29 protein-coding genes are annotated in these 22,288 nt (G+C 62.0%); 4 read left to right on the top strand and 25 right to left on the bottom strand.

The window, feature by feature from the left end:
* Nucleotides 1–156: 156 nt before the first annotated feature.
* The 3 genes from ccsB to ACFZAI_RS00240 form a co-directional block, all read right to left on the bottom strand.
* Nucleotides 157–1,524, bottom strand: a complete 1,368-nt coding sequence (gene ccsB, locus ACFZAI_RS00250; protein ID WP_391565030.1) for a c-type cytochrome biogenesis protein CcsB — start codon at nt 1,522–1,524, stop codon at nt 157–159.
* Nucleotides 1,525–1,533: 9 nt separating this feature from the next.
* Nucleotides 1,534–3,612 carry a cytochrome c biogenesis protein ResB gene (locus ACFZAI_RS00245; protein WP_391565029.1) on the bottom strand — a complete coding sequence of 693 codons (2,079 nt, stop codon included), beginning with the start codon at nt 3,610–3,612 and terminating at the stop codon, nt 1,534–1,536.
* A 119-nt stretch (nt 3,613–3,731) separates the two neighbouring features.
* On the bottom strand, nt 3,732–4,433 hold the full coding sequence (locus ACFZAI_RS00240) for a c-type cytochrome (protein WP_100857537.1): 702 nt from the start codon (nt 4,431–4,433) through the stop codon (nt 3,732–3,734).
* A 223-nt stretch (nt 4,434–4,656) separates the two neighbouring features.
* Between ACFZAI_RS00240 and yihA the strand changes: the two genes are divergently transcribed.
* Nucleotides 4,657–5,280, top strand: a complete 624-nt coding sequence (yihA, locus tag ACFZAI_RS00235; protein ID WP_006216506.1) for a ribosome biogenesis GTP-binding protein YihA/YsxC — start codon at nt 4,657–4,659, stop codon at nt 5,278–5,280.
* Complete coding sequence (hemB, locus tag ACFZAI_RS00230; RefSeq protein WP_054420840.1) at nt 5,277–6,293, top strand: porphobilinogen synthase; 1,017 nt, start codon at nt 5,277–5,279, stop codon at nt 6,291–6,293. The genes yihA and hemB overlap by 4 nt, the downstream gene beginning before the upstream one ends.
* Before the next feature lie 117 nt (nt 6,294–6,410).
* Here the strand turns inward: hemB and ACFZAI_RS00225 are convergent, their stop codons facing one another.
* The 3 genes from ACFZAI_RS00225 to cutA all read right to left on the bottom strand — a co-directional run bounded on the left by ACFZAI_RS00225 (nt 6,411) and on the right by cutA (nt 9,697).
* Nucleotides 6,411–7,292, bottom strand: a complete 882-nt coding sequence (locus ACFZAI_RS00225; protein ID WP_391566240.1) for a DMT family transporter — start codon at nt 7,290–7,292, stop codon at nt 6,411–6,413.
* 129 nt (nt 7,293–7,421) lie between these two features.
* Complete coding sequence (gene dsbD, locus ACFZAI_RS00220) at nt 7,422–9,290, bottom strand: protein-disulfide reductase DsbD (protein WP_391566239.1); 1,869 nt, start codon at nt 9,288–9,290, stop codon at nt 7,422–7,424.
* 59 nt (nt 9,291–9,349) lie between these two features.
* Nucleotides 9,350–9,697: a divalent-cation tolerance protein CutA gene (gene cutA / locus ACFZAI_RS00215; RefSeq protein WP_391565028.1), complete on the bottom strand. Its 348-nt coding sequence runs from the start codon at nt 9,695–9,697 to the stop codon at nt 9,350–9,352.
* Nucleotides 9,698–9,818: 121 nt separating this feature from the next.
* Here cutA and ACFZAI_RS00210 point away from each other — a divergent pair, with 121 nt between their 5' ends.
* Complete coding sequence (locus ACFZAI_RS00210) at nt 9,819–10,256, top strand: HIT family protein (RefSeq protein ID WP_391565027.1); 438 nt, start codon at nt 9,819–9,821, stop codon at nt 10,254–10,256.
* A gap of 106 nt (nt 10,257–10,362) precedes the next feature.
* On the opposite strand, the gene rplQ is transcribed toward ACFZAI_RS00210, so the two are convergent.
* The 19 genes from rplQ to ACFZAI_RS00115 form a co-directional block, all read right to left on the bottom strand.
* Nucleotides 10,363–10,755, bottom strand: coding sequence for a 50S ribosomal protein L17 (gene rplQ, locus ACFZAI_RS00205; protein WP_006216513.1), 393 nt, complete (start codon nt 10,753–10,755; stop codon nt 10,363–10,365).
* Between the two features lie 184 nt (nt 10,756–10,939).
* Nucleotides 10,940–11,926 (bottom strand): DNA-directed RNA polymerase subunit alpha, encoded by a 987-nt coding sequence (locus ACFZAI_RS00200; protein ID WP_006216514.1) that lies wholly within the window; start codon nt 11,924–11,926, stop codon nt 10,940–10,942.
* 214 nt (nt 11,927–12,140) lie between these two features.
* Nucleotides 12,141–12,764 (bottom strand): 30S ribosomal protein S4, encoded by a 624-nt coding sequence (gene rpsD, locus ACFZAI_RS00195; RefSeq protein WP_006389633.1) that lies wholly within the window; start codon nt 12,762–12,764, stop codon nt 12,141–12,143.
* 11 nt (nt 12,765–12,775) lie between these two features.
* Entirely contained in the window at nt 12,776–13,177 is a 402-nt protein-coding gene (rpsK, locus tag ACFZAI_RS00190) for a 30S ribosomal protein S11 (protein ID WP_006216516.1), read from the bottom strand.
* 15 nt (nt 13,178–13,192) lie between these two features.
* Nucleotides 13,193–13,558: a 30S ribosomal protein S13 gene (gene rpsM / locus ACFZAI_RS00185; RefSeq protein WP_006216517.1), complete on the bottom strand. Its 366-nt coding sequence runs from the start codon at nt 13,556–13,558 to the stop codon at nt 13,193–13,195.
* A 43-nt stretch (nt 13,559–13,601) separates the two neighbouring features.
* The gene (gene rpmJ / locus ACFZAI_RS00180) at nt 13,602–13,715 is read right to left on the bottom strand and encodes a 50S ribosomal protein L36 (RefSeq protein WP_003806928.1); all 114 of its coding nucleotides are present in this window, start codon (nt 13,713–13,715) and stop codon (nt 13,602–13,604) included.
* A 34-nt stretch (nt 13,716–13,749) separates the two neighbouring features.
* Nucleotides 13,750–13,968: a translation initiation factor IF-1 gene (infA, locus tag ACFZAI_RS00175; RefSeq protein ID WP_003806927.1), complete on the bottom strand. Its 219-nt coding sequence runs from the start codon at nt 13,966–13,968 to the stop codon at nt 13,750–13,752.
* 8 nt (nt 13,969–13,976) lie between these two features.
* Entirely contained in the window at nt 13,977–15,302 is a 1,326-nt protein-coding gene (gene secY / locus ACFZAI_RS00170) for a preprotein translocase subunit SecY (RefSeq protein WP_054420844.1), read from the bottom strand.
* Nucleotides 15,303–15,316: 14 nt separating this feature from the next.
* Nucleotides 15,317–15,757, bottom strand: coding sequence for a 50S ribosomal protein L15 (gene rplO, locus ACFZAI_RS00165; protein WP_013397002.1), 441 nt, complete (start codon nt 15,755–15,757; stop codon nt 15,317–15,319).
* 9 nt (nt 15,758–15,766) lie between these two features.
* Nucleotides 15,767–15,952 carry a 50S ribosomal protein L30 gene (rpmD, locus tag ACFZAI_RS00160; RefSeq protein WP_006216520.1) on the bottom strand — a complete coding sequence of 62 codons (186 nt, stop codon included), beginning with the start codon at nt 15,950–15,952 and terminating at the stop codon, nt 15,767–15,769.
* 3 nt (nt 15,953–15,955) lie between these two features.
* The gene (rpsE, locus tag ACFZAI_RS00155; RefSeq protein WP_006216521.1) at nt 15,956–16,477 is read right to left on the bottom strand and encodes a 30S ribosomal protein S5; all 522 of its coding nucleotides are present in this window, start codon (nt 16,475–16,477) and stop codon (nt 15,956–15,958) included.
* A gap of 15 nt (nt 16,478–16,492) precedes the next feature.
* Complete coding sequence (gene rplR, locus ACFZAI_RS00150; protein WP_054420845.1) at nt 16,493–16,858, bottom strand: 50S ribosomal protein L18; 366 nt, start codon at nt 16,856–16,858, stop codon at nt 16,493–16,495.
* A gap of 21 nt (nt 16,859–16,879) precedes the next feature.
* Nucleotides 16,880–17,413, bottom strand: coding sequence for a 50S ribosomal protein L6 (rplF, locus tag ACFZAI_RS00145; protein WP_050728385.1), 534 nt, complete (start codon nt 17,411–17,413; stop codon nt 16,880–16,882).
* A 12-nt stretch (nt 17,414–17,425) separates the two neighbouring features.
* On the bottom strand, nt 17,426–17,821 hold the full coding sequence (gene rpsH / locus ACFZAI_RS00140) for a 30S ribosomal protein S8 (protein ID WP_006216525.1): 396 nt from the start codon (nt 17,819–17,821) through the stop codon (nt 17,426–17,428).
* A 10-nt stretch (nt 17,822–17,831) separates the two neighbouring features.
* The gene (gene rpsN / locus ACFZAI_RS00135; RefSeq protein ID WP_006216527.1) at nt 17,832–18,137 is read right to left on the bottom strand and encodes a 30S ribosomal protein S14; all 306 of its coding nucleotides are present in this window, start codon (nt 18,135–18,137) and stop codon (nt 17,832–17,834) included.
* A 12-nt stretch (nt 18,138–18,149) separates the two neighbouring features.
* Complete coding sequence (gene rplE, locus ACFZAI_RS00130) at nt 18,150–18,689, bottom strand: 50S ribosomal protein L5 (RefSeq protein WP_054420846.1); 540 nt, start codon at nt 18,687–18,689, stop codon at nt 18,150–18,152.
* A 12-nt stretch (nt 18,690–18,701) separates the two neighbouring features.
* The gene (gene rplX / locus ACFZAI_RS00125; RefSeq protein WP_054420847.1) at nt 18,702–19,022 is read right to left on the bottom strand and encodes a 50S ribosomal protein L24; all 321 of its coding nucleotides are present in this window, start codon (nt 19,020–19,022) and stop codon (nt 18,702–18,704) included.
* A gap of 11 nt (nt 19,023–19,033) precedes the next feature.
* Nucleotides 19,034–19,402, bottom strand: coding sequence for a 50S ribosomal protein L14 (gene rplN / locus ACFZAI_RS00120; protein ID WP_046807446.1), 369 nt, complete (start codon nt 19,400–19,402; stop codon nt 19,034–19,036).
* Nucleotides 19,403–19,756: 354 nt separating this feature from the next.
* A complete protein-coding gene (locus ACFZAI_RS00115) occupies nt 19,757–20,509 on the bottom strand; it encodes an aspartyl/asparaginyl beta-hydroxylase domain-containing protein (protein ID WP_391565023.1) in 753 nt (250 codons plus the stop codon).
* 219 nt (nt 20,510–20,728) lie between these two features.
* On the opposite strand from ACFZAI_RS00115, the gene ACFZAI_RS00110 reads away from it, so the two are divergent.
* Complete coding sequence (locus ACFZAI_RS00110; RefSeq protein WP_050728383.1) at nt 20,729–22,156, top strand: NAD-dependent succinate-semialdehyde dehydrogenase; 1,428 nt, start codon at nt 20,729–20,731, stop codon at nt 22,154–22,156.
* The last annotated feature ends 132 nt before the right edge of the window (nt 22,157–22,288 follow it).

The following is a 22,288-nucleotide window of genomic DNA, read 5'->3' as shown; positions in this document are numbered from 1 at the left end:
TGGCCCTCAGGCGGCCCGTGTTGCGCTCGTGAAAAAGGCCCCTCGGGGCCTTTTTCTATTTCCTACTCTTTGCTGCTTCCTATTCTTTGCTTCCTATTCCCTGCTTCCTGTTTCCCTTGCGCTCGTCTGCGGCAAGCCACAAGACTCAGGCAGGGGTTACAGCTGCCCGTACGAGTGCAGGCCGGACAGGAACATGTTCACGCCCAGAAACGCGAAGCCGGTGATCAGCAGCCCCATCAGCGCCCAGTAAGCCGCCATGGTGCCGCGCAGGCCCTTGATCAGACGCATGTGCAGCCATGCCGCGTAGTTCAGCCACACGATCAGCGCCCAGGTTTCCTTCGGGTCCCACTGCCAGTACGCGCCCCAGGCATCGGCCGCCCACAGCGCGCCCAGAATGGTTGCGACGGTGAAGAAGGCGAAGCCGATCGCGATGGCGCGATACATGATGTCGTCCAGCACCTCAAGCGACGGCAGCGCGGCCGCAATGCGGCGGCGGCCCAGCAAGATGGCGCCCACGATCACCGCCCCCACGCCGAAATACAGCATCCAGGTGGCCGACAGGCCATCGGTGCGGAACACCATCGGTTCAGCGCACAGCAGCACCCCCAACACGAACAGCGGCGCCAGCTTGGCCCATGACGTGGTCTGGCCATGTTGCTTGACCAGGTACGCAAAACCCACCATCGCCGCCAGCGAGAACGTGCCATAGCCGATGAAGTTGGCCGGTACGTGCAGCTTCATCCACCAGCTTTTCAGCGCGGGCACCAAGGGCTGGATCTGGCCCGCATCCCGCGTGAACGAATACCAAAGCAGGAACACGACGGCGGACGTCACCACCAGCAGCACGAAGCCGCCCAGCGCGCGCGTCGCGTATTTGCGTTCGTAATACAGATAAAACAGGGCCGTGATCAGCGAAAACAGCACGAACACTTCGTACAGGTTGCTGACCGGGATGTGGCCCAGGTCCGGCCCCATCAGATGGCCTTCGCGCCAGCGCACCAACAGGCCGGTGACACCCGCGAAGACCGCGCCCCAGGTCAGCGCCGTCCCCAGCCACGCGGCCGTGGGGCTGAACACGCCGATCCAGTAGCAGACCATGGCCAGCGCAAAGAGCGCGCTCATCCACAAAATGGCGGACTGAGACGAGAACAGATACTTCAGGAAGAACACCTGTTCGGCGCGGGCAAGGTCGTTGCCATACAGCATCAAGGCCAGCCCGGACGAGATCGCACAGGCGATCATCAGGTGGCGCAACGGACGCCACAGCCAGCCCATCCAGGCCAGCGCCGGCACCGTGCCGCAGAGAATGATCTTCTCGTAGTAATCCATCGCGTTGCCGTAGCGGGTCAGCGCGAAACCCGCGCCCACGGCCAGCAGCAGGAAGAAGACGACATCCGTCCAGTCGGGCTTGCCGCGCCGGGCGCGGCTGTCGCCGGTTTCCGACAAGCTGTCTTGCCAGAGCGTGTCGGGCGACGCGGCGAGCGTGTCCGGTGACGAAGGATGCGTGGTGGTCGTAGTCGACATAAAAAAACCTTAAGACCGGTTCTGGCGCAGCAGCGCCTGCTTGAAGCGTTCGAACTCTTGATTGAAGTCGAGTGTACGCTTCTGGGACGTCATCGCCGCCAGGACGCTGCTGCCGTTACCTTGCGGCTTGACCCAGATCCAGACGCGGCGGTCTCGAATATAGAACATCGAGAACACCCCCAGGACCAGCAACAGGCTGCCCAGGTAGACCGTGTTCTTGCCCGGCGTGCGGCTCACTTGAAACACACTGGCCTGCACGTGGTTGAAGTCCGCCAGCGACAGGAAGACGGGCGCGGGGTAGACCGTCAGGTCCGACAGCGCCGCCACGGCCAGACGCGACCACACCGCGGCGCGTTCGCCTTCGGGGCCTTCAACCGCCACGGCGGGCAAGCCGGCGCGCTCGCGCTCAATGGCGCGCAATTCATTCATGCTGGCGCCGATCAGGCGGATCACCACGTCAGCCGCGCGCTCCAGGTCGGCGGCAGGCGTATTGGCTTGCAGGAAGGCGGCCACGGCTTGCAGGCCACCCGAGGCGAAGGTCTCCAGCGCGCGCTCGGCGGCGGTCTGCAAGGGCTGGCGGTCGGCGCCCGACGGGCTGTTGCGCTCGGCGAAGCGGCGCGCGGCTTCCTGGCGCGCGGCCGGGTCGGCGAGCGTGGCGCGCAGGCGCATGAATTCGGCGATCGAGCTGTCGTCATCCGCCGGAATGCGCAGGTAGCGGAAGGGCTCGGCGGCGTTGTTACGCACGCCAGCCAGGAACACGCTGGCGCCATCCAGCTGCACGGGCAGCATGTAGTTCTGGAATTCGTGCGCCTGGCCCGCGTCGTCGATCAGCTTGTATTCGACGCTGGGGCCTACGTTGCGCAGGTTCTCATTCTTCTTGCCCGCCGCGCTGCCGGAAACGGACGCCACATGTTCGGCAAAGCTCTGGTTGGCGCCCTTGGGGTCGCCGCGCGTCAGGTCTTCCACGTTGATCGGGCGCATGGCCGTGATCTCGACGCCCATGCTGCGCGGGCCGCCGGTGGTGCTGGCGGTGACTTCACTGGTCTTGCCCACGGTGCCGTTGACGTTGAACGTGGCGGCGTTGGCCCCTACCAGCGGATAGCCTTTCAAGACGACGGTGCTGCCGCCGTCATCGAAGCTGGACTGGTAGACGGTCATGCCCTTGAAGCGCAGCGGCTCGTTGACCTCGATGGTGGAATCGAAGGTCTTGCCGGTGTCGGGGTCGGTCACTTCCACTTCGCTGGCAAAGCGGCTGGGCATGCCGGTGGAGTAGTAGTCGACGACGAATTTCTTCAGCTTCAGCGTAAAGGGCATCGGCTGCACCAACGCGCCGTCGCCCACCATCACGACGGCCGTGCTGGCCTGCCCGCCTTCAGGCACCAGCACGCTCGCGCGAAAGCTCGGGTTGTTGACCGACAGGCGCCCGCTTTCGGGCACTTCGGAAATCAGCATGTTGTCGACAATCGGCTGCTTGCCGCCGAACATCACCTGCAAACGCACCGGCAGTTCGCTATCGAGCAAGCCGCCAATACAGATGATGACCATGGCCGCGTGCGCAAACACATAGCCCAGGCGGTTGGCGCTACCCTTCTTGGCCGCCAGCAGCACGCCGTCGTTGTCTTGCCGTTGGCGCACGGCGTAGCCCAAGCGTTCCAGCAGCGATTTCAAGCCGGCCGCGGTTTGCGGCACATCGGTGGGTTCCTGGGTTTCCACGCGATGCGGGAAGGCGCGCAGGCTGCTTGCCCGCACATGTTCGCGAAACGATCGCGCATCGCGCAGCATCTTGGGCGCATTGCGGATCAGGCAGACCGAGGTCGACACGACCAGGAACCCCATGATCAGCAGGAACCACCAGCTGTTGTAGACGTGCCAGATCGAGAATTTGTCGAAGACTTCGTACCAGAACGGGCCGAACTGATCGATGTAGTTGTTGGACGAGCGGTTCTGCTGCAACACGGTCCCGACCAGGCTCGCCACGCAGATGAACATCAGCAGGCTGACGGCGAAACGCATCGAACCCAGCAGTTCGAAGAAGTCGCGAGGCAGGCTGCGCAGAGAGGGACGGGTATGGGTTCGTGTTGAATTCATGAAAAAAGGGGGGCCGCGCAATCGGCTACCCCCCTCATAGACAGCGCGCAACGGAATCAGGTTCCGTCACGCCCAAGTTGCATGAACGCGGACCAGCCGCGCGTGTTGCGGGCTTTCGCCTACCGCAGGCCGGCCGCGTAGTCCGACACCGCTTTGATATCGGCGTCCGACATGCGATCCGCAATCGCGAACATGATGTCGTTCTTGCGGTCGCCGCTGCGGAACAGCTTGAGCTGCTCTTCGATGTACATGGGGAACTGCCCCGACAAGCGGGGGTACTGGGCGGGCATGCCCGCGCCATTCGCAGAGTGGCACGCCGCGCAAGCGGGGACGTTGCGTTCAGGCAAACCGCCGCGCCAGATTTTCTGACCCAGATCAACCAGTTTCTCCTGGCCTGCCGTGGCGGGCTCCTTGAGAGGCTGCTGCGCCAGGTACAGCGCGATGTTCTGCATGTCGGCCGGCGTCAGGTTCTGCGCCATGGCCGTCATCGGGGTGGGGTTACCGCCCGCGCCGTTACGCACCGGCAGCTTCGCACCCTGCTTGATCTGGAAATCCGCCAATTGCTTGGCCAGGTACTCGTGGGGTTGCGCGGCCAGGTTGGGGTTCACCGGGATGGTGCTGTTGCCCGCCGCGCCATGACAGGACGCACAGGCGATGATGCCTCTTGAGGCGTCGCCTTGGTCAAACAGCTGACCGCCCTTGGCGGCATCTGGCTTGGCCGGGCCCGCAGCGCCGTCAGCGGCGAAACTGGGTGTAGAGAAGGCGGAGGCGCCGAGCAACAGCCCGCTCGCAACCAACATCCGGGACAGCACACGCTTCATGAAGACCTCGACGATCACATCGATCAAGGCGCAAAAAGGCGCCCACGCCTGCCCCGCACACCCTGGAATACCGTATCGAACCTGATTTGCCCGTTCTGCCTGCCAAGTTGCGGAAAACAACCTAAACAGTAAGCAAAAAAGACGGCTCCGCGCACGGGGACCACTGTTGCAAACGCCGGATTATACAATAGGGCTCGAAACCAACCGTATCCAAAGCCCATCCGTGTCCCTCCTACATCGCGCCTCCTTCCTTACCTCCGCAGCTCGCCTCGACCAGTTGCCGGCCGCCGGCGCTCCCGAGGTCTGCTTTGTCGGCCGCTCGAACGCCGGCAAATCCACGGCGATCAACGTGCTGTGCAACCAGCGCCGTCTTGCGTTTTCCAGCAAGACGCCGGGCCGCACGCGCTTGATCAATATGTTCGGCTTGCCCGACCCGTTGGACCCGGAAGGTCACATCGGTTTTCTCGTCGACTTGCCCGGCTACGGCTACGCGTCTGTCGCCCGCAATGAAAAAGAAAAGTGGGCGGACATTCTCGGCGGCTATCTTCGCGACCGCGAATCGCTCGCGGGCATCGTGCTGCTGATCGACATCCGCCGCGGCGTCACCGAGCTTGACCGCCGCCTGGCCAACTTCATCGCCCCCACCGGACGCCCCGTGCTGGCGCTGCTGACCAAGGCCGACAAGCTGCCCTACGGCCAGCGCATGCGCACCGTGTTCTCGGTCCGCAAGGACCTGGCGGATATCGGCGCCCTGCACACTATTCCTTTCTCGGCGCCCGAGCGCATCGGTCTGGAAGAGGCCGGCGCCCATATCGAAAATTGGATTTCCCCCAAGGTCGAATCATGAACCCGCAGATCATCACCCCCGAGTTTCCGGTTTCCCGCCCTCGCCGCCTGCGCCGCGACGACTTCACCCGCCGCCTGGTGCGCGAGAACGCGCTGACGGTCAATGACCTGATCTACCCCGTCTTTGTTGCCGATGGCACGGGCGTGCAGCAAGCCGTGCCGTCGCTGCCCGGCGTGGTCCGTTATTCGCTGGACACGCTGTTGCCGGTGGCCGAGCAATGTGTGGAACTGGGCATTCCGGTGATGGCGTTGTTTCCCGTCATCGACCCGTCTTTGAAGACGCCCGACGGCATCGAAGCGACCAACCCGCGCGGCCTGATTCCGCGCGTGGTCGGCGAACTGAAAAAGCGTTTCCCCGAACTCGGCATCTTGTGCGATGTGGCGCTGGACCCCTACACCAGCCACGGCCAGGACGGCGTCATCGACGAAAACGGCTACGTCATCAACGAGATCACGGTTGAAATCCTGGTCAAGCAGGCGCTGACGCAAGCCGCCGCCGGCGTGGACATGGTTGCGCCCAGCGACATGATGGACGGCCGCATTGGCGCCGTGCGCCGCGCGCTGGAAGACAACGGCCACATCCACACGCAGATCATGGCCTACTCGGCCAAATACGCCAGCGCGTTTTACGGCCCGTTCCGCGACGCCGTGGGCTCGGCGACGAACCTGGGCAAGTCCAACAAAATGGCTTACCAGATGGACCCGGGCAACCTCGATGAAGCGCTGCGCGAAGTGGCCGCCGACTTGCAGGAAGGCGCCGACATGGTCATGGTCAAGCCCGGCATGCCGTATCTGGACGTGCTGCGCCGCGTGAAGGACACGTTCCGCGTGCCGACCTTCGCCTATCAGGTCAGCGGCGAATACGCGATGATCAAGGCCGCCGCCGCCAATGGCTGGCTGGACCACGACAAGGTCATGATGGAAGCCCTGCTCGCGTTCAAGCGCGCGGGCGCCGACGGCATCCTGACCTACTTCGCAATCGAAGCGGCCAAGCTGCTGAAAGCGCAGCGCTGATTGCTGATTGCTGATTGCTGATTGCTGATTGCTGATTGCTGATTGCTGATTGCTGATTGCGCGGCAAGACGGGCTCGGGCCTGTGGCTCGGGCCTGTTGTTGAGTCATCGCGCGGGATCAGCGCGCATCGCCTGTCTGGCTTGCCACAGGCTCGGTGCGGCGCAATCCCAGATACGTTCCGCCCAGCACGCACGCCAGGCCCATGACATGGGTCAGCGTGACGTGTTCGTCCAGGAACAGTGACGCAAACAGCAGCCCGAAGATCGGCAGCCAGTTCACGAACAAGGCCGCGCGGCTGATGCCCAGCCGCGCAATGCCGGCATTCCAGATGATGTTGCTGACGCCCGAGGCAATCACCGCCGAGAACAGCAGCACGATCCACGGCCAGCCGGTCATCTGCCACGTATCGGTCTGGTAGGACGACGGCGTGATCGCCGCATGCACCACCAGCATCAGCCCGCCAGCCAGGTACATGTACCAAAGCATGCCCAGCGGGTCCATGGAACGCGACATGCGTTGAATCACCAGCCCGCCGAACACAAACACCAGCACGGCCACGAACACGATGGCGTCGCCCCAGCCCGTCAGGCCGAATTGCGCGCCACTGCCGGCGACCACCATGCCCACGCCCAGCAGGCCCAGCAAGGCGCCCGAAATCCGCACCAGCGTGAGTTTTTCGCGATAGAAAAGCGCCGCGAGCAGCGCCGACAGCAAGGGGCTGGTGGCCATGATCAGCGTGCCGTTGGCCGCCGATGAAAAGCGCAGCCCCGACACCAGCGCGACCTGGTGCGCATACACCACCAGAAAGCCCGCCAGCGCCACCCAGCCCAGCTGCACGCGGCCCAGCTTGGGGATGCGGCCGCGGCGCGCTTTGATGATCAGGGTGACGGTGATGAACGCAATGACGATCCGAACGGCGGCAAGCGCCTGGATGTCCATGTGTTGCGTGAGGTACTTGATGGAGACGATGTTCAGGCCCCAGGTGGCCATGACGAACATCAATTGAACATAGATAAGACCTTGCGGGTCCTGGCTTGCATCAACTGTTGGGGACGTCACGGGCGCCGGCCTGATGGGAGGGTAGTGCGCCGCCCACGCGGCGCAGCAGCCATGGTATACGTCCGCGCGTCAGCGCACCAGCACCTTATCCAACGATTCCGTGAAGCGCTTGGCGTCCTGGAAACCCACGACGCGTGCATCGGGCAGCTCTTTGCCGCCGGGTTCGAAGAACATGATTCCGGGCGGGCCGAACAAGCGGAAGCGTTTGAGCAAGGCGCGGTCATCGGCATTGTTCGCCGTCACGTCAGCCTGCACCAGCAGCATGTTCGACATGCGTTGCGCGACGCCGGGGTCGGTGAACGTGAAACGCTCCATCTCGCGGCACGACACGCACCAGTCGGCGTAGAAATCCAGCATCACCGGCTGGCGGCTTTGCGCCAGCAGCGCGTCCAGCTCAGCGTTGTTGCGCACCCGCGTGAAGTGGACGTCGCCCTTTAAGGCCGTGGCGCCCGCCACGCCCGCCGCGCCATCCGTGCGCGCGGCGAAGTGCGACAACGGTTGCAGCACATCGCGTCCGCCGCTTGCCGCGCCGACGAGCCACGCGGCGGCAGCCAGCGCCAGCAGCAAGCCCAGGCCCTTGCCGAACATGCGTGCGGCCCCTGCTCCCACGGGCAAGGCGTCAAAGGCGCGCAGCATCACCGCAGATACGATCGCCAGGAACGCCCAGCCAGTCATCTGCACCCACGTCGGCACCACGGGAATCAGCATCCACCAGGCGGTCCCCAGCAGCAGCATGCCGAACAAGCGCTTGACGCCATCCATCCACGGCCCCGCCTTCGGCAACAAGGCACCGGACGATGCGCCCACAATCAAAAGCGGCACGCCCATGCCCCAGGCCATGGCGAACAGCGCTGCCGCGCCCAGCACGACGTCGCCCGTCTGTGAGATATACAGCAGCGCGCCAGCCAAAGGCGCGGCCACGCAAGGCCCGACGATCAGGGCGGACAAGGCGCCCATCACCAGCGCGCCCGTGTAGCGGCCGCCAGGCACGCGCGAGGAACGGTCAGACAGCTTGGCCTGGATGCCCGAGGGCATCTGGAAGGTGAAAACGTCGAACATCGCCAGCGCCAACACCGTCAGCAACAAGGCGAACAGCGTCAGAATCCAGGGCGTCTGCAACCACGCGGCCAAGCCCGCGCCACTGAGGCCCGCAGCCACGCCCAACGCGGTGTAAACCACCGACATGCCCAGCACATACGTGGCGGCCAACGCCAGCCCGCGGCCGCGCGAGGGCTTGGGCTGCGCCACGCCGCCCAGCACAATCGACGACAAGATCGGAATCATCGGCAACACGCAGGGCGTGAACGCCAGCAACAGGCCCAGCACCAGGAAGACGCCGGCGGTCTTAATCCAGCCCAGGCCACCCAGCGCATCGGCCAAGCCGGTGTCGCCTGCGGTGAACAATGCGCTAAGTCCGCCCGACGATGTGCTCGATGTGGAAGCAGACGATGATGCTCCGCCTGTTGCGGCTCCGTCCGCCAGCGCGTAGCCCCCTGCCACCGGCGTGAGCTTGACGCTGCTGTCCATGGGCGGATAGCACAAGCCCGCGTCTGCACAGCCTTGCCCGGTCAGGGTCAGCGTAAAGGGTTGATTGCCCGCGCCCACCGGCACGCGGATCACGACGTCCTTATGGAAGACCTCCATGTCTTTCTCGAAGGTCGGGTCGTACTTGACCTCGCCCTTGGGGTAGACGGCCTCACCCAGCGTCGTCGCGCCGGCCGGGCTGATCGTGATGCCGAAGCGCTCGCGGTACATGTAGTAGCCCGGGGCGACCTTGTACCGCAGCTCCAGCGTGTCCGGCGCCGCCATCTGGGCGCTGAACACGAAGGCCTTTTCGGGTTCCAGGAATTCGGTTTCGGCGTGGGCGGCCGCCTGCCAGCCCAGCAGCAACAGCGCCGTCGCCAAAAACATCAGGCAGTGCCTGAGCAGGGCGCGCATCGCGCGCGTGGCGTGAATCGGGCGCGTGGGCGCGCCGACAATACCGGCAAGTTGCAACATCAGTCTCTCTTGTTATTCGTGACGGCCGTCTGCTCGCGCACCCAATCCAGATAGGGCGCCGCGCCGCCAATGACCGGCAGCACGATGATTTCGGGCACATCATAGGGATGCATCTGCGCCAGGGCCTGAACAACAGCTTGATGGCGCGCGTAGGTGGTCTTGATGTGGATGGGGACTTCTTCCGTCCCCTCGACCTCTCCGTTCCACAGGTAGATGGACAGGCCCGACGCGCCAAGGTTCACACAGGCGGCCAATCCATCTTCGACCAGCACATGCGCGATGCGCTTGGCCAGCAACAGATCCGGCGCATTGCTGATGACCAGCACGACGTCGTCATCGCGCAACATGGAGCCTCCTTGGGATACCCGTGTGGGATGGTAGTCGGGGTATTTTATCGGTATTGCCGCCGCCGTCCGGCCTGCCGGAACCGCGTTGAGTTCCATGCCCCCCGTTTTCTCCGAGGCTTGCATGACCGATAACTGCCTGTTCTGCCGGATCGCCCGGCACGAGATTCCCGCGCACATCATTCACGAAGACGACCGCCTGATGGCCTTCCTGGACATCCAGCCCGTGCGTCCCGGCCATACGCTGATCATTCCGAAACAGCATTACCCGTACTACGAAGACATGCCGGCCGACCTGGCCGGGCATATCGTGAACCTGGGGCAGAAGCTGGGGCGCCACATGAAGCGGCTGTATAGCGTGGAACGCGTCGGCTTTGCCTTCACCGGCATCCATGTGGCGCACACGCACGCGCACGTCATCCCGATGCATCACACGCAGGACGTCACGTCCACGCAATACATCGAACAGCAGAACCTGACGTTCAAGATGCCGCCCCAACCGCCTCAGGAGGCCCTGGCGGCCACCGCCGCCGAGTTGCGGGGGGAGTTGTACGCCTCGTGATTCGAAGGGCGTAGCGGCCCCGCAGATCGGGTGAGCCGATCGGGCGCACAAAAAAACAAGGGCGGGTCCGAAGACCCGCCCTTGTCGCTTATCGAGCTACCGAGGATTACTCGGCGCTGTCCGCAGCGGCTTCATCAACTTCCGGACGGTCAACCAGTTCCATGAAAGCCATGGGAGCGTTGTCGCCTTGACGGAAGCCCATCTTCAGCACGCGGGTGTAGCCACCGTTACGGGCCGCGTAGCGCGGGCCGATTTCGGCAAACAGCTTCACCACCGCATCGCGATCGCGCAGACGGGCAAATGCCAGACGCTTGTTCGCCAGCGTGGGCTCTTTGCCCAGCGTGATCAGGGGTTCGATGACGCGGCGCAATTCTTTCGCCTTCGGCAGCGTGGTCTTGATGGCTTCGTGGGTGATCAACGAAACGGCCATGTTGCGGAACATGGCAAGACGGTGACTGCTGGTGCGGTTGAGCTTACGCAAGCCATTACCGTGACGCATGATAAGTTTCCTTTGAATCTAAAGATGGCGTTCGCCATCGGGTTGCCGGCTCTTCTATCAACCTGCAATCAGGCCGCGGTCCGGTAGAAAACGGTGCATTTTACGACGAATTCGCAAACCGCCCGGCGGGGTTGCCGGGCGTTGCAGGAGGCGCCCCATTTCTGAGACGCCACCCGTTTAAAGCTTAGGGACGCTCCAGGCCCAGGGGCGGCCAGTTCTCGAGCTTCATGCCCAGAGTCAGACCACGTGCAGCCAGAACTTCCTTGATTTCGTTGAGCGACTTGCGACCCAGGTTCGGGGTCTTGAGCAGCTCGTTTTCGGTACGCTGGATCAGGTCGCCGATGTAGTAGATGTTTTCGGCCTTCAGGCAGTTGGCCGAACGCACGGTCAGTTCCAGGTCGTCGACCGGACGCAGCAGGACCGGGTCGATCTGCGGCGTGCCGCGGACCGGTGCTTCGTACGAATCGCCAGCACCTTCCAGCGCAGCGAAGACCGAGATCTGGTCCATCAGGATGCGAGCCGACTGGCGCACCGCTTCCTCGGGCGAGATCACGCCGTTGGTTTCGATGTCCAGAACCAGCTTGTCCAGGTCGGTGCGCTGTTCCACGCGGGCGCTTTCCACCGCGTAGCTGACGCGGCGAACCGGGCTGAACGAAGCGTCCAGAACGATGCGGCCGATGGTGTGGGTGCGGTCTTCCGAGAGCGCGCGCACGTTGCCCGGCACGTAGCCGCGGCCCTTTTCAACCTTGATCTGCATTTCCAGCTTGCCTGCGTCCGTCAGGTTGCAGATGGCATGGCCGGGGTTGATGATCTCGACGTCGTGCGGCAGTTCGATGTCGCTGGCCAGCACGGTGCCCGCGCCGGTCTTGCGCAGAACCAGGGTCACTTCGTCGCGATTGTGCAGCTTGAAGACCACGCCCTTCAGGTTCAAGAGGATGTCGACGACATCTTCGCGAACGCCCGGGATGGTCGAGTATTCGTGCACCACGCCCGTCATCTGGACTTCGGTCGGCGCGTAGCCGGTCATCGAAGACAGCAGGATGCGGCGCAGGGCGTTGCCCAGCGTATGACCGTAGCCACGCTCGAACGGCTCCATCACGATCTTGGCATGGTGCGTGCCGACCGGTTCGACTTCAATGGAGCGCGGCTTCAGGAAACCTTGAGTGGACATTTACTGTGTTCCTTTTCAATACCCTCGGCTCGTTACACCGATAAGGCTGATGGACAGGGTGAAACATGAAACTCGGACGGCGCGAAAACGCCAGCCGATACTTACCGCAAAGCCCGCCCCACCAAAAGGCGGAAAGCGGGCTGCTGCGAGACGTGCAAACGGGTCGCGGGACCAGTAGCCGGCACACCTGCGAAGGAGGCGCCGGCCGACCTGATTAACGCGAGTACAGTTCGACGACCATCGATTCGTTGATGTCGCGAGCGACGTCAGCGCGATCGGGAGCCGACTTGAACGTACCGGTCAGCTTGGTCGTGTCGACTTCCACCCACTGGGGGATGCCGATGCTGGTGGCCAGGTCGAGCGATTCCTTGATGCGGCCTTGCTTCTTGGCCTTTTCACGGATCGAGATGACGTCACCAGCCTTGACCAGCATCGAAGCGATGTCAGCCGTGTGGCCGTTCAGTTCGATGGCGCGGTGGCTCACCAGCTGGCGAGCTTCGGCGCGCGTCGAGCCGAAGCCCATGCGGTAGACGACGTTGTCCAGGCGCGATTCCAGCAGCTGGATCAGGGTTTCGCCGGTGTTGCCACGGCGACGCTCTGCTTCAGCGAAGTACTTGCGGAATTGCTTTTCCAGCACGCCGTACATGCGCTTGAGCTTTTGCTTTTCGCGCAGCTGCAGGCCGTAGTCGGAAGTGCGGGCACCCGAAGTGCGGCCGTGTTGGCCAGGCTTGGAATCCAGCTTGCACTTGGAATCCAGCGAGCGACGGGCGCTCTTCAGGAACAGGTCAGTACCCTCGCGGCGCGAGAGCTTGCATTTGGGTCCAATATAACGTGCCATGTGGATTCCCTTTAGATACGACGACGCTTCGGCGGACGGCAGCCGTTGTGCGGAACGGGCGTGATGTCGGCGATGGACGAAATCTTGATGCCCAGCGCGTTCAGAGCGCGGACAGACGATTCGCGGCCAGGACCGGGGCCCTTGATGCGCACTTCCAGCGTCTTGATGCCGTATTCCAGCGCGACGCGGCCAGCCGTTTCAGCGGCGACTTGCGCGGCAAACGGGGTCGACTTACGCGAACCCTTGAAGCCAGCACCACCCGAAGTGGCCCACGACAAAGCGTTGCCCTGACGGTCGGTGATGGTGATGATGGTGTTGTTGAACGAAGCGTGAACGTGCGCGATGCCGTCCGAGACGTTCTTCTTAACCTTTTTGCGCACGCGCGAAGCGCCGCTGGTGGAAGCTTTCGCCATAATCCAGTTCCTCGATTATTTCTTCAGGGACGCAGCAGCACGACGCGGGCCCTTACGGGTCCGGGCGTTGGTGCGAGTGCGCTGGCCGCGCACGGGCAAACCGCGCTTGTGACGCATACCGCGGTAGGTTCCCAGGTCGATCAAACGCTTGATCGAGAGCTGTACTTCACGACGCAGGTCGCCTTCAACCGTGAACAAACCAACATGTTCGCGGACGCGTTCCAATTCAGCGTCGTTCAGATCCTTGACCTTTTTGTCAAAGGGTACGTTTGCCGCTTCGCAAATCTTGCGAGCGCGCGTACGACCAATGCCAAAAATGGCGGTCAGTCCGATCTCGGCGTGCTGTTGCGGCGGGATGTTAATGCCAGCAATACGGGCCATGACTATTCCTTGAATAAATCTGTTGCGTAGTCGCTAACCCGAGTTAGCCTTGACGCTGCTTGTGACGCGGGTCGGTGCAGATAACACGCACCACGCCGTGACGTTTGATAACTTTGCAGTTGCGGCAGATCCGCTTAACCGATGCCATTACTTTCATGGTTGACTCCTAATTTTCCGTAATCCGGTTCCGCTCATTTGGAGCGGAAAACTATCCTGGCTCGCGTCAGATCATAGGGCGTGAGCTCCACTGTGACCTTGTCACCCGGCAGGATCCGGATGTAATGCATACGCATCTTGCCGGAAATATGGCCCAACACCACGTGGCCGTTTTCGAGCTTGACGCGAAATGTCGCGTTCGGGAGGTTCTCAAGAACCTCGCCTTGCATCTGAATGACGTCGTCCTTGGACATTCTTTTGCTTACCGCATCGGCAAACCCGCGCCCTTGAAGTTAGCCTTCTTGAGCAACGAGTCGTACTGGTGAGACATCATGTAGGCCTGAACCTGTGCCATGAAATCCATCGTCACCACCACAATAATCAACAGAGACGTACCACCGAAGTAGAAAGGAACGTTCCAGCGCATCACCAAGAATTCAGGCAACAGGCACACCAAAGTGATGTACAAGGCACCCGCGAGCGTCAGACGCATCAGGATCTTGTCGATGTAGCGCGCCGTTTGCTCGCCCGGACGAATACCCGGAACAAACGCACCACTCTTCTTCAGGTTGTCCGCCGTTTCGCGGCTGTTGAACACCAGAGCCGTGTAGAAAAAGCAGAAGAAAATAATCGCGACGGAATACAGCGTGATGTAGAGCGGTTGACGAGGCGACAGGGCCGCAGCCAGATCGCTAAGCCAGCGCATGTTCTCACTGCTGGAAAACCAGCTCGTGATCGTGGCCGGGAACAGAATGATCGACGATGCGAAGATCGGCGGAATCACCCCTGCCATGTTCAGCTTCAGCGGCAAATGCGAGCTTTGACCACCGTAGACCTTGTTGCCGACCTGACGCTTGGCGTAGTTCACCGTGATCTTGCGCTGTCCGCGTTCCACGAACACCACAAAAGCGGTAACCAGCACCACCAGAGCCACAATGAACAGTGCCGAAAGCACAGACATCGCGTTGGTGCGGACCAGGTCCAACAGTGCAGCCAGCGCCGCGGGCAGACCCGCAACGATACCTGCGAAGATCAGGATGGAAATCCCGTTGCCAAGACCACGTTCCGTGATCTGTTCACCCAGCCACATGACGAACATGGTGCCAGTGACCAGGGTCACAATGGTCGTGAAGCGAAACAGCATGCCCGGATCGATCACCAGTCCCTGCTGGGACTCCAACGCTACCGAAATGCCCACTGCTTGCACCAGCGCCAGCACGACTGTGCCGTAACGGGTGTATTGGGTAATCTTCCGACGTCCGGACTCGCCCTCTTTCTTGAGCGCTTCCAGCGACGGCACCACCACCGACATCAACTGCATGATGATGGATGCCGAAATGTACGGCATGATCCCCAGGGCAAAAATCGAGAAACGCGAGAGCGCCCCGCCCGAGAACATGTTGAACAGGCCCAGGATCCCGCCCTGGTTCTGACGGAACAAGTCCGCCAGCGCATCCGGATTAATACCCGGTACGGGGATGTGTGTACCCAAACGGTAAACCACCAGGGCGAGCACCAGGAACACAAGACGGCGCTTCAAATCACCGTACCGTGCTCCGGTTTTGCCTAATGCCTGCGCGTTAGCCACTCGTCACCTCATGATCAAGCAAGCGAGCCGCCCGCGCCTTCGATGGCGGCGCGAGCGCCGGCCGTCGCGGTAATGCCCTTGAGCACGACCTTGCGCGAGAGTTCACCCGACTTGATGACCTTGGCGTAACGAACCGCCTGGCCAATCACGCCAGCCGCCTTGAGCACTTGCACGTCGACTTCGTCGATGGGCAGGGCTTGCAGGTCCGACAGACGAACTTCGGCGTACAGGTGTTGACCGAGCGGGGTGAAACCACGCTTGGGCAGACGACGCTGCAGCGGCATTTGACCGCCTTCGAAGCCAACCTTATGGAAACCGCCCGAGCGCGACTTCTGACCCTTGTGACCACGGCCGGCGGTTTTACCCAGACCCGAACCGATGCCACGGCCGACGCGGCGCTTGGCGTGCTTGCTGCCCTCAGCGGGCTTCAGCGAATTAAGTTGCATATCCGACATGGTGATTCCTTAGGCTTCCGAGACGGAAACGAGATAATCCACCTTACGGATCATCCCACGCACCTCGGGCGTATCGACCAACACGCGGCTGCTGTTGATGCGGCCCAAGCCCAAACCGCGAACCGTATCACGGTGCGATTGCTTGGTACCGATCACCGAGCGCACGAGGGTCACTTTGATCTGCTTCTGAGCCATGATTTACCCCAGGATTTCTTCGACCGACTTGCCGCGCTTGGCAGCAACATCGGCCGGGGTCAGGGAAGCGCGCAGACCGTTCAACGTGGCGCGAACCATGTTGTAGGGGTTGCTCGAGCCCAGGCTCTTGGCAACCACGTTACGCACACCCATCACTTCAAAAATAGCGCGCATCGGGCCGCCGGCGATAACGCCAGTACCTTCAGCAGCGGGCGAGATCAGCACGGTAGCGGCGCCATGCTTGCCAACCACGGTGTGGTGCAGCGTGCCGTTCTTCAGCGCAACCTTGAACATGCCGCGGCGGGCTTGTTCCATTGCCTTCTGAACGGACACCGGCACTTCACGCGCCTTGCCCTTACCCATGCCGACGCGACCATCGCCATCGCCAACCACGGTCAGCGCGGCAAAGCTCATGGTGCGACCACCCTTGACCACTTTGCTCACGCGGTTGACCGCGATCATCTTTTCGCGGAGGCCGTCATCGTTCTCTTTTTCCGCGGCGTTCTTGCCTTGTACTTTAGCCATTTGACAGATCCTCGCTTAGAACTTCAGGCCGGCTTCACGCGCGGCATCGGCCAGCGCTTTCACGCGGCCATGGTAACGAAAGCCCGAGCGATCGAAAGCGACCAGTTCGATACCGGCAGCCTTGGCCTTTTCGGCCACGCGCTTGCCAACCAGCGAAGCAGCGGCAGTGTTGCCACCCTGACCGGTTTGGCCGGCCAGTTGCGCACGCACTTCGGCTTCCACCGTCGAGGCGCTGACCAGAACGCGATCGCCTTCCGGCGAAATGATGTTGGCGTAGATGTGCTGGTTCGAGCGGAAGACCGAGAGGCGGTGAACGCGCAGCTCGTTGATCTTCCGGCGGGTCGGAACCGCACGACGCAAACGGGAAACTTTTTTGTCCATGATTCGTCCTTGCGTGCGCCGTTATTTCTTCTTGGTTTCTTTGATGACGACGCGTTCGTCCGAGTAACGCACACCCTTGCCCTTGTAGGGTTCGGGTTCGCGGTACGCGCGGATTTCAGCGGCCATCTGACCGACGACTTGCTTGTTGGCGCCCTTGATGACGATTTCCGTCTGGGTGGGGCATTCGGCCTTGATACCGGCCGGCAACTGATGCAAAACGTCGTGCGAGAAACCGAGCTGCAGCTTAACGGCATCGCCTTGGATCGAGGCGCGGTAACCCACGCCAACCAGGGTCAGCTTGCGCTCGAAGCCCTTGCTCACGCCGGTAACCATATTGGCCACCAGAGCGCGCACGGTACCCGACATGGCATTGGCGTGACGAGTTTCGTTGGCGGCGGCAAACGTAAGCTTGCCTTCGTCCATCGCAACCGTGACGTCGCCAGTCAGGGCTTGAGTCAGGGTGCCCAGCGGGCCCTTGACAGTGATCTGATCCTGCTTGATGTCAGCTTCGACACCCTTGGGCAGTTCGACCGGATACTTAGCGATACGTGACATTAGAATTTCTCCTTAGGCCACGTAGCACAGCACTTCGCCGCCGACGCCGTTGGCGCGAGCCTTACGGTCGGTCATGACGCCGCGCGAGGTCGAAACGATAGCCACGCCCAGGCCGTTCATGACCTGAGGAATGCTGGTACGGCCCTTGTAGATACGCAGACCGGGGCGCGAAACGCGTTCAATGCGCTCGATAACCGGACGGCCAGCGTAGTACTTCAGGGTGATCTCGAGCTCAGGCTTGGCCTGGGTGCCCTTGATTTCAAAGCTGTCGATGTAGCCTTCGTCTTTCAGCACAGCAGCAATAGCTGCCTTCAGCTTCGAGGAGGGCATGCTCACCGTAACTTTGTCCACTTGCTGCGCATTGCGAATGCGGGTCAGCATATCGGCGATGGGATCGCTCATGCTCATAATGTATCTCCTACCAGCTGGCCTTGGTGATGCCGGGGATTTCGCCCTTCATCGCCATTTCACGCAGTTTGTGACGCGTCAGGCCGAACTTGCGGAACACGCCGCGCGGACGACCGGTGACCACGCAACGGTTACGTTGGCGCGTCGGATTGGCATTGCGCGGCAGCTGTTGCAGCTTGAGCCGAGCTTGGTAACGTTCTTCGTCGGTCTTCGACTGGTCGTCGATGATCGCCTTCAACTCAGCGCGCTTGGCAGCGAACTTGTCAGCCAGCTTGGCGCGCTTGATGTCGCGATTGATGAGGGAAAGTTTAGCCACGTCATCAGCCCCTTAGTTACGGAACGGGAAGCTGAAGGCCGTCAACAGCGCCTTGGCTTCTTCGTCGGTCTTCGCGGAGGTGGTGATGCTGATGTTCAGCCCACGCAGCGCGTCGATCTTGTCGTACTCGATTTCGGGGAAAATGATTTGCTCTTTCACCCCGATGTTGTAGTTGCCGCGGCCGTCAAACGCACGACCCGAGATACCACGGAAGTCACGCACGCGAGGCAGCGCGACCGCAACGAGGCGATCCAGGAATTCGTACATGCGTTGACCACGCAGCGTGACCATGCAACCAATCGGGTAGTTTTCGCGGATCTTGAAACCGGCGATAGCCTTCTTGGTCTTCGTCACGACAGGCTTTTGGCCAGCGATCTTGGTCAGGTCCGACACCGCGTGTTCGATAACCTTCTTATCGGACACGGCTTCCGAGACACCCATGTTCAGGGTGATCTTGGTGATGCGCGGCACTTCCATGACGCTCTTGTAGCCAAACTTGGCCTGCAGGTCGGCAGCGACCTTGCTCTTGTAGAAATCTTGCAAACGAGACATGTCTATCGCCCCTTACGCCTTGGCGCCGACAACGGCACCATTGGAACGGAACACGCGGACCTTGCGACCTTCGACTTCTTGAACGCCCACGCGGTCGGCACGACCGGTTGCGGGGTTGAAGAGCGCCACATTCGAGATGTGGATCGGCATGGTCTTTTCGACAATCCCGCCCGGGTTGTTAGCCATCGGGTTGGCTTTGACGTGCTTCTTGGCAACGTTGACGCCTTCGACCAGGACGTGGTCGGCATCGACGCGAGCCAGCACGGTACCGCGACGCTTCTTGTCGCGGCCGGTCAGGACGATGACTTCGTCGCCTTTACGAATGTTGTTCATCGTAGGGCTCCTTACAGCACTTCCGGGGCCAACGACACGATCTTCATGAACTTCTCGGTACGCAGTTCACGCGTAACGGGTCCGAAGATGCGGGTGCCGATGGGCTCCAGCTTGGCGTTGAGCAATACGGCGGCATTGCCACCGAACTTAATCAGCGAACCGTCTTTACGGCGCACGCCCTTGGCGGTACGAACCACCACGGCATTGTAAATTTCGCCTTTCTTGACGCGTCCGCGCGGAGCCGCATCTTTGACGCTCACCTTGATGATGTCGCCGATACCGGCATAACGGCGCTTGGAGCCACCGAGCACCTTAATGCACATGACATGACGCGCACCAGTGTTATCGGCCACGTCCAGCGTGGTCTGCATTTGGATCATGATTTTTCCTGTTCCAACTTAACTGGAAATACTGTTTTCCCGGGGTTTTCCCCCCGAGGAACTCTGCAATTCCTGCCAGTTTTGGTCCCGTCAGGTCTGCCGCCCTGCTTTTGTGTTGTAGACCTAGAGCTTTCGCTCTACCTCTGCAACGGGTTGGCAACGCAACGACCCTGGGTTGAAATCCTGCGGGTATTCCCCCAACTCGATGAGCTAATTTTTCCTTAACTCAATCGACAATCTGGGAAAGCTGATCATTCTAGCGTGGTTAAATTTTGAGCGCAAGTACTTTGTTGGACCGGCGCACAAAAGACCACGCTCCCCTATAAGGGGAACGTTTTGCGGGCTATCTGCCCCCTATTTCTGGCGGTAGTAGCCCTTCTCCCAGGCGTCATGATTGGCTTTGCCGCGACGGATTTCGTCCGTGAACGGGGCCGCTCTGAGCACCAGGCGATTCAGCCATTTTACCGGAACGCGGCAAGGCCGTTCAAAGTCGACGAACAGCACCGCCCGCAGCCCGGGCGTATCGTTGTGGACCTGGTGCGGGTACAGGTCGTCAAACACCACGGCCCGCCCCTCCCGCCAGCTGTACCGTTCTCCCCCCACTTCGATCCAGCATTGGTCGGAGGGTTCTGGCACGACCAGGCCCAGGTGCAGGCGCAGCACGCCGTTGTACGGACCCGTGTGCAACGGAATCCGCTTGCCCGGCTCAAGGATGGAGAAGAATGCGCTGCGTAGGCCCGGGATGCCTTCGAGCGCCCGCGCGGTGGCCGGGCAGCGCGCCAGGTTGCGCTCGGAACGCAGCCCGTATCCCATAAAGAGGAAGGTCTTCCATTGATCGTCCGACGTGATCATGCCGACATCCGGCGAGATCTCATGGAATGCGGGCAGGTGCTGACGTTCGGCCAGCAGCTCGGTCAGCTCGGCGCGAATGGCCGGCGTCTGGGCTTCCAGCGCGGGAATCCACGGAAACTGGCTGTTCTGAAAGATGGGCCGGTCGCCCACCAGCGATGCACGGGCAATTCGCTGGCGCAACCAATCAATGAAGCGGAAGAACACGCGGGAGTAGACACTGGACTTGCCGGCGGGGCGCGCGTCAACGGGTTGCACGATAGGTTCAGAAATAGGCTGCCAAGGACGCCTTATTGTGTCCAAGCGGACTCGTGCTGGCAAGACGGCCGGGCCACGCGCACGAACGCCTATTGGCTCCAAGGCCGCGATGCCGATTGGACCTCCCCGCCGCGGGAAAGAAGGTTTAGACTGGCGTGGGCGATACGCGATCGCACTCCACTCCCGCATTCCATTCCCATTTCGCAAGGAAAGACAGGCATGTATGAACAGTTGGCGCTGTATATCGACGGCGAATTCATCTCCGGCGAGGGCAGGCGCACCCAGGACGTCATCAACCCGGCCACGCTGGAAGTGCTCGGCCAGCTGCCTCACGCCACCGAAGCGGATCTGGACCGTGCGCTAGCAGCCGCCCAGCGCGCGTTCGAATCGTGGAAGAAATCTTCTCCGATGGATCGTTCGGCCATCCTGCGCAAGGTCGCCACGCTGTCGCGCGAACGCGCCAAGGAAATCGGCCGCAACATGACGCTGGACCAGGGCAAGCCGCTGGCCGAAGCCGTGGGCGAAGTCACCTCCTGCGCTGAACACGCCGACTGGCACGCCGAAGAATGCCGCCGCATCTACGGCCGCGTGGTGCCGCCCCGCAACCCGGATGTGCGCCAGTTCGTCGTGCGTGAACCCATCGGCGTCTGCGCCGCGTTCACGCCGTGGAACTTCCCGTACAACCAAGCCATCCGCAAGATCGCCGCCGCACTTGGCGCCGGTTGCACGGTGGTGCTGAAGGGTCCGGAAGATTCGCCCAGCGCCGTCATGGCCATTGCGCGCATGTTCCACGATGCCGGCCTGCCCAAGGGCTGCCTGAACATCGTCTGGGGCGAACCCGCCAAGATCTCCGACTACCTGATCCGTTCGCCGATCGTGCGCAAGGTTTCGTTCACCGGTTCCGTGCCGGTGGGCAAGCAGCTGGCCGCGCTGGCTGGCGCGCACATGAAGCGCGTCACGATGGAGCTGGGCGGCCACTCGCCCGTGCTGGTGTTTGACGACGCCGACATCGACCGCGCCGCTGAAATGCTGGCCAAGTTCAAGGTCCGCAACGCCGGTCAGGTCTGCGTGTCGCCCACCCGCTTCTACGTGCAGGAAGGCGCCTACGAACAGTTCCTGGCCCGCTTCTCGGACGTGCTGAAGAACATCAAGGTCGGCGACGGCCTGGAAGCCGGTACCGACATGGGCCCGCTGGCGCACGAACGCCGCGTGCCCGCCATGAGCGCCTTCATCGACGACGCCAAGAAGCACGGCGGCAAGGTCGTGGTGGGCGGCGGCCCGCTGGACCGCAAGGGCTTCTTCTTCGCCCCCACGGTCGTGACCGATCTGCCGGACAACTCCATGCTGATGACCGAAGAGCCCTTCGGCCCCGTCGCACCGGTCGTCCGCTTCAAGGACACCGACGAAGTTCTGCGCCGCGCCAACAGCCTGCCGTTCGGCCTGTCGTCCTACGTGTTCACGAACTCGTTGAAAACGGCCACCAAGGTCTCCAACGGCCTGGAAGCCGGCATGGTCAACATCAACCACTTCGGCAGCGCGCTGGCCGAGACGCCGTTTGGCGGCATCAAGGACAGCGGCATCGGCAGCGAAGGCGGCCTGGAAACGTTTGACGGCTACCTCGTCACGAAATTCATCACGCACATCTGACCGGTTCCGGCCGTCAGCCCAAAAGCCCCGCAAGGGGCTTTTTTTTCGCCCCGCACCAAGCCGCGGCATGCACGGCGATGCGTTTCATGATGGTGTCATAGGCGTCCGGGAACATTGCGCCTCGCTGACAGG

This window comes from Achromobacter sp. NPDC008082 (assembly GCF_042957345.1).
GTDB classification, from domain to species: Bacteria; Pseudomonadota; Gammaproteobacteria; order Burkholderiales; family Burkholderiaceae_B; genus Achromobacter; species Achromobacter kerstersii_A.
Note: the sequence above shows the minus strand (reverse complement) of the source record. Positions and strands in the feature narration are given on the sequence as shown.